We start from the raw sequence: 13274 nt of genomic DNA on the forward strand, positions 1-13274 counted from the left end.
GGAAGTTGTTTCTGTTTAATCACTTTTTTTAGTTTACAGGTGATTGCGAATATCGAATGTACGCCCTTGAGAGGCATTAATTTGTGTTTGTATACGAGGGAAAAACGTCCTTATACAAGTTTAGACAGACGTACAACTTTTACGACTATTCTGGCAAACATTATGCTATAATATGCAATTAAAAGAAATTATACATTCCTACGGGATTGGAGTGAGTCAGCGTGGCTTTATTCGTCATGAAATTCGGGGGAAGTTCTGTCGGTGACACCGAGCGTATGAAGCGGGTTGCTAAGCGTATTGTAGAAAAGAAAGAGCAGGGTCATCAATGTGTCGTTGTTGTATCTGCAATGGGAGATACGACAGACGATCTGATCGATAAATCCAGATTGCTAAGCGACAATCCGCCTGCTCGAGAAATGGATATGCTATTAACGACAGGCGAGCAGATAAGCGTTGCGCTTTTGTCAATGGCCATTCATTCGTTAGGTCATCAAGCAAAGTCATTTACAGGTTGGCAAGCTGGATTCCGCACGGACGATACACATGGTAAGGCACGAATAGCTGATATCGAACCGTTTCGTGTCATTGATGCACTTGATACGGGTAACATCGTAATTGTTGCTGGCTTCCAGGGCATGTCTGAGTCTGGCGAGATTACGACGCTTGGACGCGGCGGATCTGACACAACTGCAGTAGCTTTAGCTGCAGCTATTCAGGCAGACGTGTGCGAGATCTACACAGATGTTGACGGTATTTATTCCACCGATCCACGTATTGTGCGATGTGCTCGTAAGCTGCAGGAAATTTCTTACGACGAAATGTTGGAACTGGCTCACTTAGGGGCGGCGGTATTGCATCCACGGGCTGTTGAGTATGCGAAGCATAACAACGTATGTTTGGTGGTGCGATCTAGCTTTAATCATAACGAGGGAACTTACGTGAAGGAGGAAGCGGTCATGGAGCAGGGAGTGGTCGTCAGCGGAATTGCGTACGATAAAAATGTAGCACGTATTAGCATATTGGGTGTTGCTGATCTGCCAGGGGTATTGGCAAGAGTGTTCGGCACGCTCGCCGAAGCCGAGATCGATGTAGATATTATTGTGCAAAGCGGGGTATTGAATGGAGAGGCAGACTTCTCCTTTACAACCGCGCTGCATGATCGTGATCGGGCCATTCATGTTCTGGACCAACTGAAATCCGAGCTTCCATACCGTGAAGTGACTTCTGAGACTGATCTGGTCAAGATATCCATTGTTGGCGCCGGGATGGTCAGCCATCCGGGTGTTGCAGCGAAGATGTTCGAAGTGATATCCGGGCTTGGCATCAGTATAAAGATGGTCAGTACATCCGAGATCAAAGTATCATGCGTGATCGCCAATCAACAGCTTCACGATGTAGTGAAAGCTTTGCACACGGCTTATGGCTTGGACACCGTGGAACAAGTATTCGTAGGTGGCCCGCAGGATCGTCGTTAACGAATAGGAATTATTTTTGAAATATCCACCTTGCAAGCTGCAATAAAAAAGCGGTAATACCTGCGGCCATTAGGGGACCAACCGGTATGCCACGCAGAAAGACGATCCCGATGATCGATCCGGCGACAAGCCCGACGATCATTTGTGGGTCGTTTTTTAATAGGTCAAGTCCTTTACTGTTCATAAATGTAGCAAGTGCACCACCTGTCAGTGCAAGGATGCCTGTCCATGAGGTAAGCGTGTTTACGATGTCTTTTGTCTCGATTCGTTCTGTTGCAAAAGGCACTAACACACCAATCGTTAAAAATAACAGTCCAAGCTCTAACCCTCTACGTTCCAGTGTAGGCAGAAATCGATCAAGCTGGACAAGCTTAATAATCAGTAAAAAGCAGGCCGCAGTCGTAATGATAGGAGAGCGGCTAATAAGTCCCACGATAATTAAAGTGACCAGAACAACTTCGCCGTTCATATATAAGGTGGCTCCTTCATGGAAAATAAGAGCTTGCATATCTAATGCCTTATGAAGCTGGGCAAGCTCTTATCTCACGATATGAACACATACCGCTCATTTAGAACGAAAAGTCGATGTAGCTTCGAAAGCAGAGTGTTAGATTGCTATTATGAGGTGAACCCGGTAAAAGGAATCATCATCTGATGGACCATTCGTGGGACTACAGGAATGGTATTTACTGCTGAGCAGAATTCTACATCTTTATGATAACCAAGTTTGGCAAGCCGTTTGGCACTTGTACATTGCTGTAAAGCACTCAACAAATTGTCCGCATGGTGAAGATAAGCACTCATTACCATCGAGCCAAGATCGTTCATGACGATTGCATCGTGGGTTTCTTCTTTTATTCTACTAATCTCGTGAAGCAGCAGTCCCGCACACAAGCCGTCTTCAAATGCAAACGTATCCTGTGAACCGGCGCACAATAAGGCTACATCTCGCTTTAGCTTCACAGCTACTTGCGCACATAGCTGTGCGTTCAGAAAAGCACCCGCAATAATATGCTCCGCCCGAACCGCTTTTTGAATGGCTCGTGTTCCGTTTGTAGTCGTTAAAACAATGCGGCGTCCTCGAAAATCATCATTTGTGTATTCTAAAGGAGAGTTGCCTGCATCGAAGCCAATTATTTTTTTACAGTAGCGCTCGCCCCCAAGAATATCCCCTGGTACAAAGCAATGCTTGGCTTGACCGACAGTCTCAACTGGAATAACACCGGCTGCGCCGTAGGCCAACGCTGTTACAATTGTACTAGTCGCCCGCAGCACGTCGATCACAATTACGGTACGATGGGACAGGTCAATCGCGCGTGCTTCACTAATACTTGATATGGCATCGACTTGCATCTGCATGCACCTCCTTTCTTATGCAGGAACATGATATCCACGGCTGCACTAGATCTCATAATAGAATGCAAGACGGTCTAAAAATGTATCTGCTCTTAAACCGCGTCTCAAAGCTTCCAGCGCAATCACATCCCCATGTGCTACGTTACCAATATTTGCATTTACGCCTGCATTTTTTAATATAAACAACTGTTGGTTTTTGTGGGGAGCCTCCCACATAATCTTCTCTGGAAAAGGGACAGCAGCTAGAATGTTACCGATTAACTCGACATTACAATTGCCGTTGGTGTCAAATACACCGACGTTGACGCCCGATTCGCGGCCTTCAAGTGTCATCCATTGTGCGCCGTGTGTCAGGTCATCCAATAGTATTTCCGTGATTTCCTCTATTTGAAATGGGTTATGTTCGAGCTTCTTTCCGTATTCGGTGCTTACGGTATAACCTTCTTCCACAGCGCGGCTAATAAGCGACCTTCGTTCTGAACGTGAGAGCGTGATCGAACCATCGGATACCTCGATGGTGTTAAAGCCCGTTTCTTTCATCATATGAAAAAAATCATCTACCATACCTTTAGCAATGGCAATCTCCAATAAGGTACCACCTGGCATAATACGCAGCCCATACGATTTGGCCAACAATGTCTTTGCGCGTATGAAAGAAGGTGGCAGCAGGGCAGATGTGCCGAATCCGAGCTTTAATATGTCAATATGCTCATGTACACAAGCTAAAAAATCTTCAAACGCCTGCAGGCCCAAGCCTTTGTCCATTACCATCGTATAACCGAATGACCTAGGTTGAAGCAAACGTTCTCCGCTTGGATCTGATAGCCCAATTGGCCATTTAGAGGTGGTTATTAATCGGTTCATATGCCAATTCTCCTTTGGATGTGCTGCTTGACATAGCATCTTGAAGCAATATATGCGTTCAATCCCAGACAGGTGCCTAGTGGATGGACCTACTGCTCTATTCTGAGGAGAAACAGCATATGAATAAACGGAAGACAATTGAGGTTGTTATTTAGTTATTCCAGATTAAGGAAAGGAGGCTGCGGAGATGTCTTTTGACAAAATAGTGCTTAGTATGGCAGGCCTGCGATTCCTCTCGGGCAGTCTGGAGTTGCTTGCAGCTGTTATCATGTTAAGGCTTAATGAACCGCACAAAGCGCTTGCTGTGAACTCTATGCTGGCATTAGTTGGGCCAATGGTGTTAATTGCAACGACTACGATTGGTTTGATTGGTATTGCGGACAAGCTCTCTTGGGGCAAATTCGTGTGGATTACGATAGGTGTCACTTGTTTATTAGTGGGCATTTTAAAAAAATAATCTCAAAATAGACGATGGTCTTACCAAATGTAAGACTAAAACGAATTCATGACCCATTGTCATATTTGCTTAGGTTGTTCCATACACATCAGTGTAGATGGGCAAGCATTATTCCTGTATGTAGGAATGAATCAGGTGAGCGAGGAGGGATACCATGACTGCGCAAGACCGGACTAGCTGGTCTCTCGTGCTGCCCCCAGAGCTGCGTTCGCTCATCATGCAGCTGCCCTCGCGGCTATTAAACGTAATGGAAGAAATTCGTATTCGTGAAGGCAGGCCGCTTGAGGTCAGTACGTGTGGTGAGTACCACTTTATAACGAATCTTGGGACGATAACCGAGCAACCATTAGAAGCATACACTCCATCGAGGGAAGACTGCCATCGTCTTCTGGATCTGTTGACTAATCATTCCTTATATACGATGGAGGAGCAGCTTAGGAGAGGGTATGTCACTATTGCGGGGGGACACCGCGTTGGTCTTTCAGGACGAACGGTACTTCATCAAGGAAAGGTAAGCCATCTGCGCGATATTTCGGGTTTTAACGTAAGAATCGCTAGAGAAGTCAAGGGGACAGCGGCTTCGATAATGCCGTATTTGCTCGATTTTCGAGCACAGTCTGTCTATCACACCTTGATCGTCTCGCCGCCGCAGCATGGAAAGACAACTTTGCTAAGGGATGTAGCGCGTTCGACTGCTTCTGGTATGTGGAACCACCCGGATGCCCGTTGGCAATCACTAAAAGTTGGCATTGTGGACGAGCGGTCTGAAATTGCTGGATGCATAAAAGGCGTGCCAAGCTTTGATCTTGGCTTTCGCAGCGATGTATTAGACGGTTGTCCAAAAGCTGAGGGGATGATGATGTTGATCAGGTCGATGTCCCCTGATGTAATTGTCGTAGATGAATTCGGCCGTGAGGAGGACGTGTTCGCTATGCGGGAAGCTATACACGCAGGTGTACGCGTTATTGCTTCTGCTCACGGCAGTGATGTGGAAGAACTGAGACGCAGGCCAGGCATAGGAGAGCTACTGACAGAAGGGGTTTTTTCTCGAATTATACTGCTAAAGAGGACCAAGAAGGAGTGGACCTGGAAAATATACGATGACAAACGAAGAGCTTTGCTCATGCCAGAAATGACCGCAGGTGTGAAAGGCGGGGGTGGGCGTGTATAAGCTTATTGGGACAGCAATCGTTATTGCTGCAGCCAGCGCAATCGGCTGGGTGCAATCCGCTTCCTATGCAGCAAGACCAAGGCAGATCAGACAACTGATTGTTGCTTTACAACGGCTAGAGACGTCAATCGTCTATGGTCACACGCCGCTAGATGATGCTTTTGAGGAGCTTGGCATGCAGCTGTCCGCGCCGTTAAATACATTATTTGCTGCCGCTGCCTCCAGCATGAAGCAGCGGGAAGCTCTTGTATTGACCTCAAAAGAAGCTTGGCATCAGGCCTTGAATCGAGTTTCACCCGAAACCGCTCTTAAGCATCAGGATATTCGCGTGTTGTATGACTTGGGTATGAGCCTCGGCATAAGTGATCGTGAGGATCAGCGCAACCATATCCGACATGCGATCAAAAGGCTGGAGCAGGAAGAAATAAACGCGCGTGAAGATTATATGCGTTATGGGACATTAAGTCGCAGTTTAGGTTTGTTAAGCGGGGTGTTAGTAGTCATTTTAATATATTGAGGTGCCTTCGGATGAATGTGGATGTGAGTGCGATATTTCAGATTGCCGGGATCGGCATAATCATTGCCATGATTCATACCGTACTGAAGCAGATGGGCAAAGAAGACATGGCTCACTGGGTAACTGTGATCGGGTTTGTTGTTGTGTTATTTATGGTTGTTCGGCTGCTGGACAATTTGTTTCAAGAGATTAAGACCATTTTCTTGTTTCAGTAGGTGACACATGTATGGAGATTATTCAGATTGTCGGACTTGGTCTAATCGCAGCCATCCTTGTGCTTGTTGTGAAGGAGCAGAAGCCGATGTTTGCGTTTCTTATATCCGCATTTGCAGGTATTGTCATCTTCCTCTTCTTAATAGGCAAGATTGAGGCTGTTATCAAAGTGTTGGAAGATCTCGCCAACCGTTCGGGGATTCAACCCGTATACTTGAAAACTATTTTAAAAATTATTGGAATAGCCTATATTGCAGAATTTGGCGCGCAAGTCGTCCGTGATGCTGGACAAGATGGCATCGCTGCTAAGATTGAGCTGGCAGGCAAGGTGCTCATTATGGTGATGGCCATTCCGATAATTAGCGTTATTATTGAAACCGTCATGAAGCTGCTTCCGGCTTAATCCCATACATAATGAGGAGAGGTGAAGACTATCGGAAAGAGCCTATTTCATGCGAGTCGTACTCATGTCTTCATCGTACTTCTCTTGTGTATGTTGTGTGCAGGCGTTAGTGCAGTATCAGCAGCCCCTGATGCTGTAGATGAGCAGGTAAAGGCAACTTCTTCTGCTCCTGCTGAAGAGTGGGTGAAGCAGCAAAGCAAGGAGATCGGCACAGGTGAAGTAGAGGTATATTGGAACACCTTGTTGGACAAGTATGGAGGATTTTTCCCAAAAGAGTCTGTACCTGATTTTGCTGATCTAATTCTGCCGGGGGGCGAGAAGCTTACGATCGGCAATACGTTTAAAGCACTGGGCAGCTTTATGCTGCAAGAAGTGGTCATGAATGGGAAATTGATTGTCACGATTGTTATTTTAGCTGTGTTTAGCATGGTGCTTGAGACGCTGCAAACCGCATTTGAACGGAATACAGTTAGTAAAATTGCTTATTCCATCTCTTATATGGTCATTATTATTTTAGCGATAAACAGTTTTCACGTAGCGATTGGATATGCAAAAGATGCCATATCAGGAATGATTGACTTTATGATGGCAATGGTTCCGTTGCTATTTACATTATTAGCATCCCTTGGAAATGTTGTTACCGTATCTGTACTTCATCCGCTAATTGTATTTATGATTCATTTGGTCGGTACGTTAATCTATGCTGTCGTATTTCCGCTGCTGTTCTTCTCAGCTGTGCTCCATATTGTCAGTACGATGTCGGACAAGTACAAAGTAACGCAGTTGGCAAACCTGCTGCGGAACATTAGCGTCGGGTTGTTGGGCATATTGTTAACTGTCTTTTTAGGTGTCATTTCAGTACAAGGTGTGACAAGCTCAGTTACGGATGGGGTGGCATTACGGACAGCTAAGTATATTACGGGCAACTTTGTTCCGGTTGTAGGCCGTGTATTCTCTGATGCAACAGATACGGTTATAACAGCTTCGCTGCTCGTCAAAAATGCGGTCGGTTTAACGGGCGTTATTATCCTCTTGTTTTTGTGTGCATTTCCCGCATTAAAAATATTAACGCTAGCGCTCATTTATAACGTATCTGCCGCTGTAATGCAGCCTTTAGGCGATAGCCCGGTCGTAGGCTGTTTGAAGACGGTGGGTAAAAGTATGATTTATGTGTTTGCTGCTCTTGCGGCAGTTAGCTTAATGTTCTTTCTTGCGATTACGATCTTGTTAACAGCCGGGAATGTAACTGTCATGATGCGTTAGGGGGGATACGCATGACGTGGCTTAGCCAATGGCTAAAGGAAATCATCATGGTCATTTTATTAGCGACCTTTATTGATTTACTGCTGCCTAATCGCACGATGCAGCGTTATGTCAAACTGATGATGAGTCTGATCATCTTACTGATCCTGCTCTCTCCGATTATGAAGCTCTTTGACGCGAACATTACAGATGAATTGGCGCAGCAATGGGACCAGGCATCAGCGGCAACACCTAGCACTTACGCATCATTAACCTCCATTCAGCGCGAAGCTAACCGGATAAAAGCGAAGCGTGACGAACAAGTGATGTCCTATGCGGCTGCGCAGCTCGAGACGAATATGAAGAAACAATTAAATGATACTTTGGCCTCACCGTCAACTGGCAATCTAAGCGGAGGCGCTCGCTCGGAGGGGGCAGAGACTGTTATTGCACAGTCAAAGCTCATATTCCAAGTGGTTGCCGTGCAGGTGGAATTAACTAGTCGCCCTAATCAGGAGCAGCCAACAATCGACATGATACGCATTCAAATGAAGCCAGCCCAGAGAGCAGAAATACAACATGAAACGTTACCAGTAATGGCCCCAGAACACGGTGCTATTAACCAGGTGGAACCTGTCGAGACCGTGTCGAATGTTACCGTACAATCGGTAAATTCTAATAATAATACACATAAAAAACAACTCGACAATCAAGTTCAACCCCTTAATGAAAACGATGAACGCCAGGCGGTTGAAGGGCTAGTTAAACAGCAATTGTCGCAGCAATGGGTCGTATTGCCGGAACAGATCCATATCGAATGGCAAACGTAGCTCATAAAAAAGTGTACGAGTTCGCATATTGCAGTCATAAATTTGAACAAGCAGCGTATAGGTGAAATGAGGACAAGTAAACGCAAGTCCATCATGTGAAAGGGCGGTTGAGTGCATTGGCGAAATGGCTGCAGAAAATTGAATCCCTACTTGGCAGTGGACCGAACGGGTCCAAAAAGTTGCATACGTTCCGCTTGCTGTTGCTGTTTGGCCTTATTGGCGCCGCGCTTGTCTTATTCAGCTCGTTTCGCTCCTTCGAAGGGGCAGGCAGTTGGCTAAAGGGCAACGTTGGCAGGGAACCGCCGACGGCGGGAGCCTTTCAAGCTGCTGATGGGCAGTCGAGTGAGCTGACTCCCACACCTGGCAACGCCTTTGATGCTATCGAGAAGTCCTTCGAAACAAGAATTCGGTCCATTCTGGAGGAGATTGTGGGTGTCGGACAGGTTGAGGTATTGGTAACGATTGATTCAACAGAAGAGATGGTTATCCAACGCAACAATAAAGATAGCCAGCAGGTAACGGAGGAGACCGATGCGAACGGGGGCAAGCGTCACACGACACAATATTCGCGTGATGGAGAAATTGTAATGACGGAACAGTCGAACAGTCATAGTCCAATCGTAACAAAACGGATCAAGCCCAAGGTGAGAGGAGTCGTCGTTGTTGCGAAAGGCGCAGAAAATGCAGTCGTCAAGCAATTAATAGTGGATGCGGTGGAAAAAGGATTAAATGTCCCGTCTTATCGAATCTCGGTCGTGCCGCGAAAAGTGGCGGAGTAAAGCAGTGAATGGCAAAGGAGGCCTTTTCTTATGAACACGAAAAGACAAACAATTTGGTTAGTATCTATGCTAAGCCTGATGGTTGTATTATCCGCCTATTACTTGTTTACGGAAGATACGACAAGTAAACAAACGGCAACTGGAACGCAAGCGGAGCAAGTGATTAAAGGTGACGCCACTGAAGTTGGGCAGCTTCCAAACGTGCAGATCACGGAAGTATCTGCTGGGGACAGCAACACGGCTGGCAAGGAACAGGCAAATGCAGGCGAAAAGAAAGGCACTGAGAATATCGCAAATGGAAATGCGGGCCATGAGACACAAGATCCGACAGGTGCACCATCGTCTGCACCAGCTGATACATCTAAGTCAGTAGCAGGCAAGGAAGATACAAAGACCAATGAGGATGTGCTGAATGAAGCGGTTGCCGGTGGTGTAACCAAACGAAGCATGATCGAAGAAAAACAAATGGAAAGAAATGAGCAATATCAACAAAATATTGAGCGTTTACTCGGTATTATTAATGATACAACCAATATTACCGGTGATAAACTAACAAAAGCTTATGATGAGATGCATCAGCTTGACGAGCGTGAACAAAAAATTACAAACCTGGAGACCGAATTGCAGAAGGAATATGACAATGCAGTTATTACTCAGGATAATGACCGCTATAAAGTTGTCGTGCAGAGCGCGAAGCTGGAAGTGAAGCAGGCCGTTGATATTATGGATAAATTAATAAAAGAATTAAATGTAACACAGGACAAAATAAGTGTTCAGTATGTGTCCGAATAAAGCGATAACATGCACCTTAAATACAAAGGTTGGCAAAGCCCAGTTCCAAACTGGGCTCTTTCTATTTATTGAGGTTGTGATATAATACATACGTCTATGTAGATTGTCCATATGTAAAGTCCTTACGGATACATACTTTCACGAGGAGTGAATGAATTGTTCAAAATTAGTGAGATTAAAGAGCTGGTAAAATTGTTGGACCAGACTTCGGTCCATGAGCTCGAAGTAGAAAACGAAGGCTTCCGCCTATCCATTCGTAAGCCGGGCAAGACAGAGGTTGTAACTGTTCAAACGGCACCAACGACACATACATATACGCCAGTCCCAGCAACTATTCCTGTAACTGCGGCTGCTGAGGCAACTGCAGCAAATCCGGCGCCAAGTACAGATGCTGCATCTGCTCAAGCAGGACTCCACAAGATCGTATCCCCTATGGTAGGTACGTTTTATGCTTCGCCGTCTCCTGAGGCAGGTGCCTTCGTGAAGACGGGAGACCGGGTGAACGAGCGTTCTGTTGTTTGTATTCTTGAAGCGATGAAACTTATGAACGAGCTTGAAGCAGAGGTATCAGGCGAGATCGTACAGATTCTGGTCGAGAACGGACAACTAGTAGAATACGGACAACCACTGTTCTTGGTAAAGCCTGAGTAAAGAAGGCTGACTAGTTAATTCGGATAAACCAAGAGGAGGTTGAACGATGAAGTTTCAGAAAGTGCTCGTCGCGAACCGCGGAGAAATTGCCGTACGTATTATTCGCGCGTGCCGTGAACTAGGAATTACAACAGTAGCTGTTTACTCGGAAGCGGATCGCGACGCCCTTCATGTTCGTCTGGCGGATGAGGCCTACTGTATTGGACCAACGGCGTCCAAGGACAGCTACTTGAATTTTACCAACTTAATGAGTGTGGCAACACTTACAGAGTGTGACGCTGTACATCCTGGTTACGGGTTTTTGGCGGAAAATGCTGACTTTGCCGAGATTTGCAGTTCATGCGGCATTACATTTATTGGCCCCTCTGCTGATGCAATTGAGCGTATGGGTGACAAGGCAGTTGCCAAGCAGACGATGAAGGATGCGGGCGTACCGGTTATTCCGGGATCTGACGGTCTTGTTGAGGATATTGAAGATGCAATTATGATTGCACGTGATATCGGCTATCCTGTCATCATTAAAGCAACAGCAGGCGGCGGCGGTAAAGGTATTCGGATTGCAGATGATGAATCATCTCTGTTGAAGCAGATGAAGACCGCTCAGCAAGAAGCTGAGAAAGCATTTGGCAATTCAGGTGTCTATCTGGAGAAGTTCTTGACGGGTATGAAGCATGTCGAGATCCAGATCGTAGCTGACAAGCATGGAAACGTCGTTCATCTAGGCGAGCGGGATTGCTCGGTACAACGTCGCAGACAGAAACTTGTGGAAGAGGCACCATGTCCTGTTCTGAGCGAGGAAACACGTAACCAAATGGGTGACGCTGCGGTTCGTGCGGCATTGGCTGTTAACTATTCAGGAGCTGGTACGCTAGAATTTTTGCTGGCACCGGACGGACAGTTCTATTTTATGGAAATGAATACCCGCATACAGGTTGAACATCCGGTTACAGAGATGGTTACTGGTGTGGATATTATTAAAGAAATGATTATGGTGGCTCAAGGTGAACAGCTTTCTGTCAGACAGGATGAGATCACGATTAACGGGTGGGCGATCGAGTGCCGTATTAATGCGGAAGATCCGGATCGCAACTTTATGCCGTCTCCAGGGCAGATTACGTTTTATTTGCCAGCAGGAGGCATAGGTGTTCGTGTGGATAGTGCTGCTTTCCAAGGATATACAATCTCTCCGTTCTACGACTCTATGATTGCCAAGCTTATCGTGTGGGCGCCAACAAGACTAGAAGCGATTGAGCGCATGAAGCGAGCTCTGGCTGAATTTGCTATCGAAGGTATTTATACAACGATTCCATTCCATATGCGATTGTTGCAGCATCCAACTTTCATTCGTGGCGATTTTGACATCAAGTTTCTAGAGGAAAATGAGGTATAATGGTTTACACCGATCAGTTGTTTGTCATAAAATTGGACAAATGATATAGTTATGAATAATAGGTGGACAGGATTATATCTCCATACATGAATAGTAAGGAGTGATAATGGATGAATCAAACGATTATTCCGGATTTCGAACGTACAGACTTAGGTAATATTCAAATTGCACCTGAGGTTATTGAAGTGATTGCAGGTCTTGCTACCATTGAGGTAGAGGGCGTAGCAGGCATGAGCGGAGGCTTTGCCGGTGGTATCGCTGAATTGCTTGGCCGCAAGAACTTATCAAAAGGCGTTAAGGTGGAAGTTGGTCAACGCGAGGCGGCAGTTGATGTATCGATCATCGTCGAATATGGCAACCGTATCCCTGAGGTGGCGTCTAACATTCAGAACAATGTAAAACGTTCCATCGAGATGATGACTGGCCTTCATGTGGTAGAAGTGAATGTGCATGTGCATGATGTTCACTTTAAGTCGCAGGAGAAGCCGGAAGAGCCGGACAATTCTTCGCGCGTTAAATAGTGCTGGATGAGAGAACCCCCTCCATATGGCAGGGGGTTACCTGTAATTCAACAAGGAGGCGCGGCAATATGGGTAGAATCTTTGACAGGCTGCTGTTGTTTCTATACAGCATCGTAATCGGCACGTTGTCCGTGGCAGCTATTATTGTAGCAAGCGGCCTGCTGCCTGATCTTATCGTTTTGAACCTGCCAGATGGCATGTTAATTACGGTTATTACTGTAGCTGCGGTTCTGTTCTTGATAAGCATCCGCTTTTTCTATGTTTCGATTCGACGAGAGCGCACATCACTGCCATCGATCGATCAGCGTACAGAAATTGGTGATATTAAGATCTCACTTGAGACCATTGAGAATGTAGCGTTAAAGGCGGCAGGACGAGTACGTGGTGTTAAGGATCTTAAAGCGCGTATCCGCGCAAATGACGCAGGGTTGGATATTATGATCCGTGCCATCGTAGATGGGGAGAACGCTATTCCTGGCATTACGGAGGAAGTTCAGCGCAACGTTCGTGACTATGTACATGAGATTACCGGAATTCCAGTATCTTACGTGTCCGTTTACGTCGCGAATGTAGTGCAGACGCAGACGTTTAAGGCACGTGTTGAATAGGTGGT

At 46.1% G+C, this 13274-nt stretch carries 17 protein-coding genes; 14 read left to right on the top strand and 3 right to left on the bottom strand.

All coding sequences use genetic code 11. From position 1 onward, the window contains the following. Window positions 1-221 precede the first annotated feature (221 nt). Window positions 222-1475: an aspartate kinase gene (locus tag MH117_RS02600; protein ID WP_239327048.1), complete on the top strand. Its 1254-nt coding sequence runs from the start codon at window positions 222-224 to the stop codon at window positions 1473-1475. 10 nt (window positions 1476-1485) lie between these two features. On the opposite strand, the gene MH117_RS02605 is transcribed toward MH117_RS02600, so the two are convergent. The 3 genes from MH117_RS02605 to comA all read right to left on the bottom strand — a co-directional run bounded on the left by MH117_RS02605 (window position 1486) and on the right by comA (window position 3695). Beyond that, window positions 1486-1944 (bottom strand): DUF441 domain-containing protein, encoded by a 459-nt coding sequence (locus MH117_RS02605; protein ID WP_239327050.1) that lies wholly within the window; start codon window positions 1942-1944, stop codon window positions 1486-1488. A gap of 149 nt (window positions 1945-2093) precedes the next feature. After that, window positions 2094-2828, bottom strand: coding sequence for a 2-phosphosulfolactate phosphatase (locus MH117_RS02610; protein WP_239327052.1), 735 nt, complete (start codon window positions 2826-2828; stop codon window positions 2094-2096). A gap of 48 nt (window positions 2829-2876) precedes the next feature. Further along, a complete protein-coding gene (gene comA, locus MH117_RS02615) occupies window positions 2877-3695 on the bottom strand; it encodes a phosphosulfolactate synthase (RefSeq protein WP_239327054.1) in 819 nt (272 codons plus the stop codon). Window positions 3696-3882: 187 nt separating this feature from the next. On the opposite strand from comA, the gene MH117_RS02620 reads away from it, so the two are divergent. The 13 genes from MH117_RS02620 (at window position 3883) to amaP (ending at window position 13269) form a co-directional block, all read left to right on the top strand. Next, the gene (locus MH117_RS02620; RefSeq protein WP_239327056.1) at window positions 3883-4152 is read left to right on the top strand and encodes a YqhV family protein; all 270 of its coding nucleotides are present in this window, start codon (window positions 3883-3885) and stop codon (window positions 4150-4152) included. A 154-nt stretch (window positions 4153-4306) separates the two neighbouring features. Next, window positions 4307-5323 carry a stage III sporulation protein AA gene (gene spoIIIAA, locus MH117_RS02625; protein WP_239327058.1) on the top strand — a complete coding sequence of 339 codons (1017 nt, stop codon included), beginning with the start codon at window positions 4307-4309 and terminating at the stop codon, window positions 5321-5323. Then, a complete protein-coding gene (gene spoIIIAB, locus MH117_RS02630) occupies window positions 5316-5840 on the top strand; it encodes a stage III sporulation protein SpoIIIAB (RefSeq protein ID WP_239327060.1) in 525 nt (174 codons plus the stop codon). The genes spoIIIAA and spoIIIAB overlap by 8 nt, the downstream gene beginning before the upstream one ends. 11 nt (window positions 5841-5851) lie before the next feature. After that, a complete protein-coding gene (gene spoIIIAC, locus MH117_RS02635) occupies window positions 5852-6055 on the top strand; it encodes a stage III sporulation protein AC (protein ID WP_028544139.1) in 204 nt (67 codons plus the stop codon). Window positions 6056-6066: 11 nt separating this feature from the next. Then, the gene (gene spoIIIAD, locus MH117_RS02640) at window positions 6067-6456 is read left to right on the top strand and encodes a stage III sporulation protein AD (protein WP_028544140.1); all 390 of its coding nucleotides are present in this window, start codon (window positions 6067-6069) and stop codon (window positions 6454-6456) included. 21 nt (window positions 6457-6477) lie between these two features. Continuing rightward, the gene (spoIIIAE, locus tag MH117_RS02645) at window positions 6478-7719 is read left to right on the top strand and encodes a stage III sporulation protein AE (protein ID WP_343224427.1); all 1242 of its coding nucleotides are present in this window, start codon (window positions 6478-6480) and stop codon (window positions 7717-7719) included. 11 nt (window positions 7720-7730) lie between these two features. Further along, on the top strand, window positions 7731-8528 hold the full coding sequence (spoIIIAF, locus tag MH117_RS02650) for a stage III sporulation protein AF (protein ID WP_239327062.1): 798 nt from the start codon (window positions 7731-7733) through the stop codon (window positions 8526-8528). Between the two features lie 116 nt (window positions 8529-8644). After that, entirely contained in the window at window positions 8645-9307 is a 663-nt protein-coding gene (spoIIIAG, locus tag MH117_RS02655) for a stage III sporulation protein AG (RefSeq protein ID WP_239327736.1), read from the top strand. Between the two features lie 30 nt (window positions 9308-9337). Then, complete coding sequence (locus MH117_RS02660) at window positions 9338-10099, top strand: SpoIIIAH-like family protein (RefSeq protein WP_239327064.1); 762 nt, start codon at window positions 9338-9340, stop codon at window positions 10097-10099. Between the two features lie 156 nt (window positions 10100-10255). Further along, entirely contained in the window at window positions 10256-10750 is a 495-nt protein-coding gene (gene accB / locus MH117_RS02665; protein WP_239327066.1) for an acetyl-CoA carboxylase biotin carboxyl carrier protein, read from the top strand. Window positions 10751-10796: 46 nt separating this feature from the next. After that, window positions 10797-12140 carry an acetyl-CoA carboxylase biotin carboxylase subunit gene (gene accC, locus MH117_RS02670; RefSeq protein WP_239327068.1) on the top strand — a complete coding sequence of 448 codons (1344 nt, stop codon included), beginning with the start codon at window positions 10797-10799 and terminating at the stop codon, window positions 12138-12140. A gap of 110 nt (window positions 12141-12250) precedes the next feature. Further along, a complete protein-coding gene (locus MH117_RS02675; RefSeq protein ID WP_028544147.1) occupies window positions 12251-12661 on the top strand; it encodes an Asp23/Gls24 family envelope stress response protein in 411 nt (136 codons plus the stop codon). Window positions 12662-12729: 68 nt separating this feature from the next. Then, window positions 12730-13269 (top strand): alkaline shock response membrane anchor protein AmaP, encoded by a 540-nt coding sequence (gene amaP, locus MH117_RS02680; protein WP_239327070.1) that lies wholly within the window; start codon window positions 12730-12732, stop codon window positions 13267-13269. Window positions 13270-13274 lie beyond the last annotated feature (5 nt).

Origin of the sequence: Paenibacillus sp. ACRRX, assembly GCF_022346885.1 — a bacterium.
GTDB lineage: Bacteria > Bacillota > Bacilli > Paenibacillales > Paenibacillaceae > Paenibacillus_B.

Coding starts and splice junctions, on each gene's coding strand:
- MH117_RS02605 (WP_239327050.1), bottom strand. CDS start 1,944: ATGAACGGCGAAGTTGTTCTGGTCACTTTAATTATCGTGGGACTTATT.
- MH117_RS02610 (WP_239327052.1), bottom strand. CDS start 2,828: ATGCAAGTCGATGCCATATCAAGTATTAGTGAAGCACGCGCGATTGAC.
- comA (WP_239327054.1), bottom strand. CDS start 3,695: ATGAACCGATTAATAACCACCTCTAAATGGCCAATTGGGCTATCAGAT.
- MH117_RS02620 (WP_239327056.1), top strand. CDS start 3,883: ATGTCTTTTGACAAAATAGTGCTTAGTATGGCAGGCCTGCGATTCCTC.
- spoIIIAA (WP_239327058.1), top strand. CDS start 4,307: ATGACTGCGCAAGACCGGACTAGCTGGTCTCTCGTGCTGCCCCCAGAG.
- spoIIIAC (WP_028544139.1), top strand. CDS start 5,852: ATGAATGTGGATGTGAGTGCGATATTTCAGATTGCCGGGATCGGCATA.
- spoIIIAD (WP_028544140.1), top strand. CDS start 6,067: ATGGAGATTATTCAGATTGTCGGACTTGGTCTAATCGCAGCCATCCTT.
- spoIIIAF (WP_239327062.1), top strand. CDS start 7,731: ATGACGTGGCTTAGCCAATGGCTAAAGGAAATCATCATGGTCATTTTA.
- MH117_RS02660 (WP_239327064.1), top strand. CDS start 9,338: ATGAACACGAAAAGACAAACAATTTGGTTAGTATCTATGCTAAGCCTG.
- accC (WP_239327068.1), top strand. CDS start 10,797: ATGAAGTTTCAGAAAGTGCTCGTCGCGAACCGCGGAGAAATTGCCGTA.
- MH117_RS02675 (WP_028544147.1), top strand. CDS start 12,251: ATGAATCAAACGATTATTCCGGATTTCGAACGTACAGACTTAGGTAAT.
- amaP (WP_239327070.1), top strand. CDS start 12,730: ATGGGTAGAATCTTTGACAGGCTGCTGTTGTTTCTATACAGCATCGTA.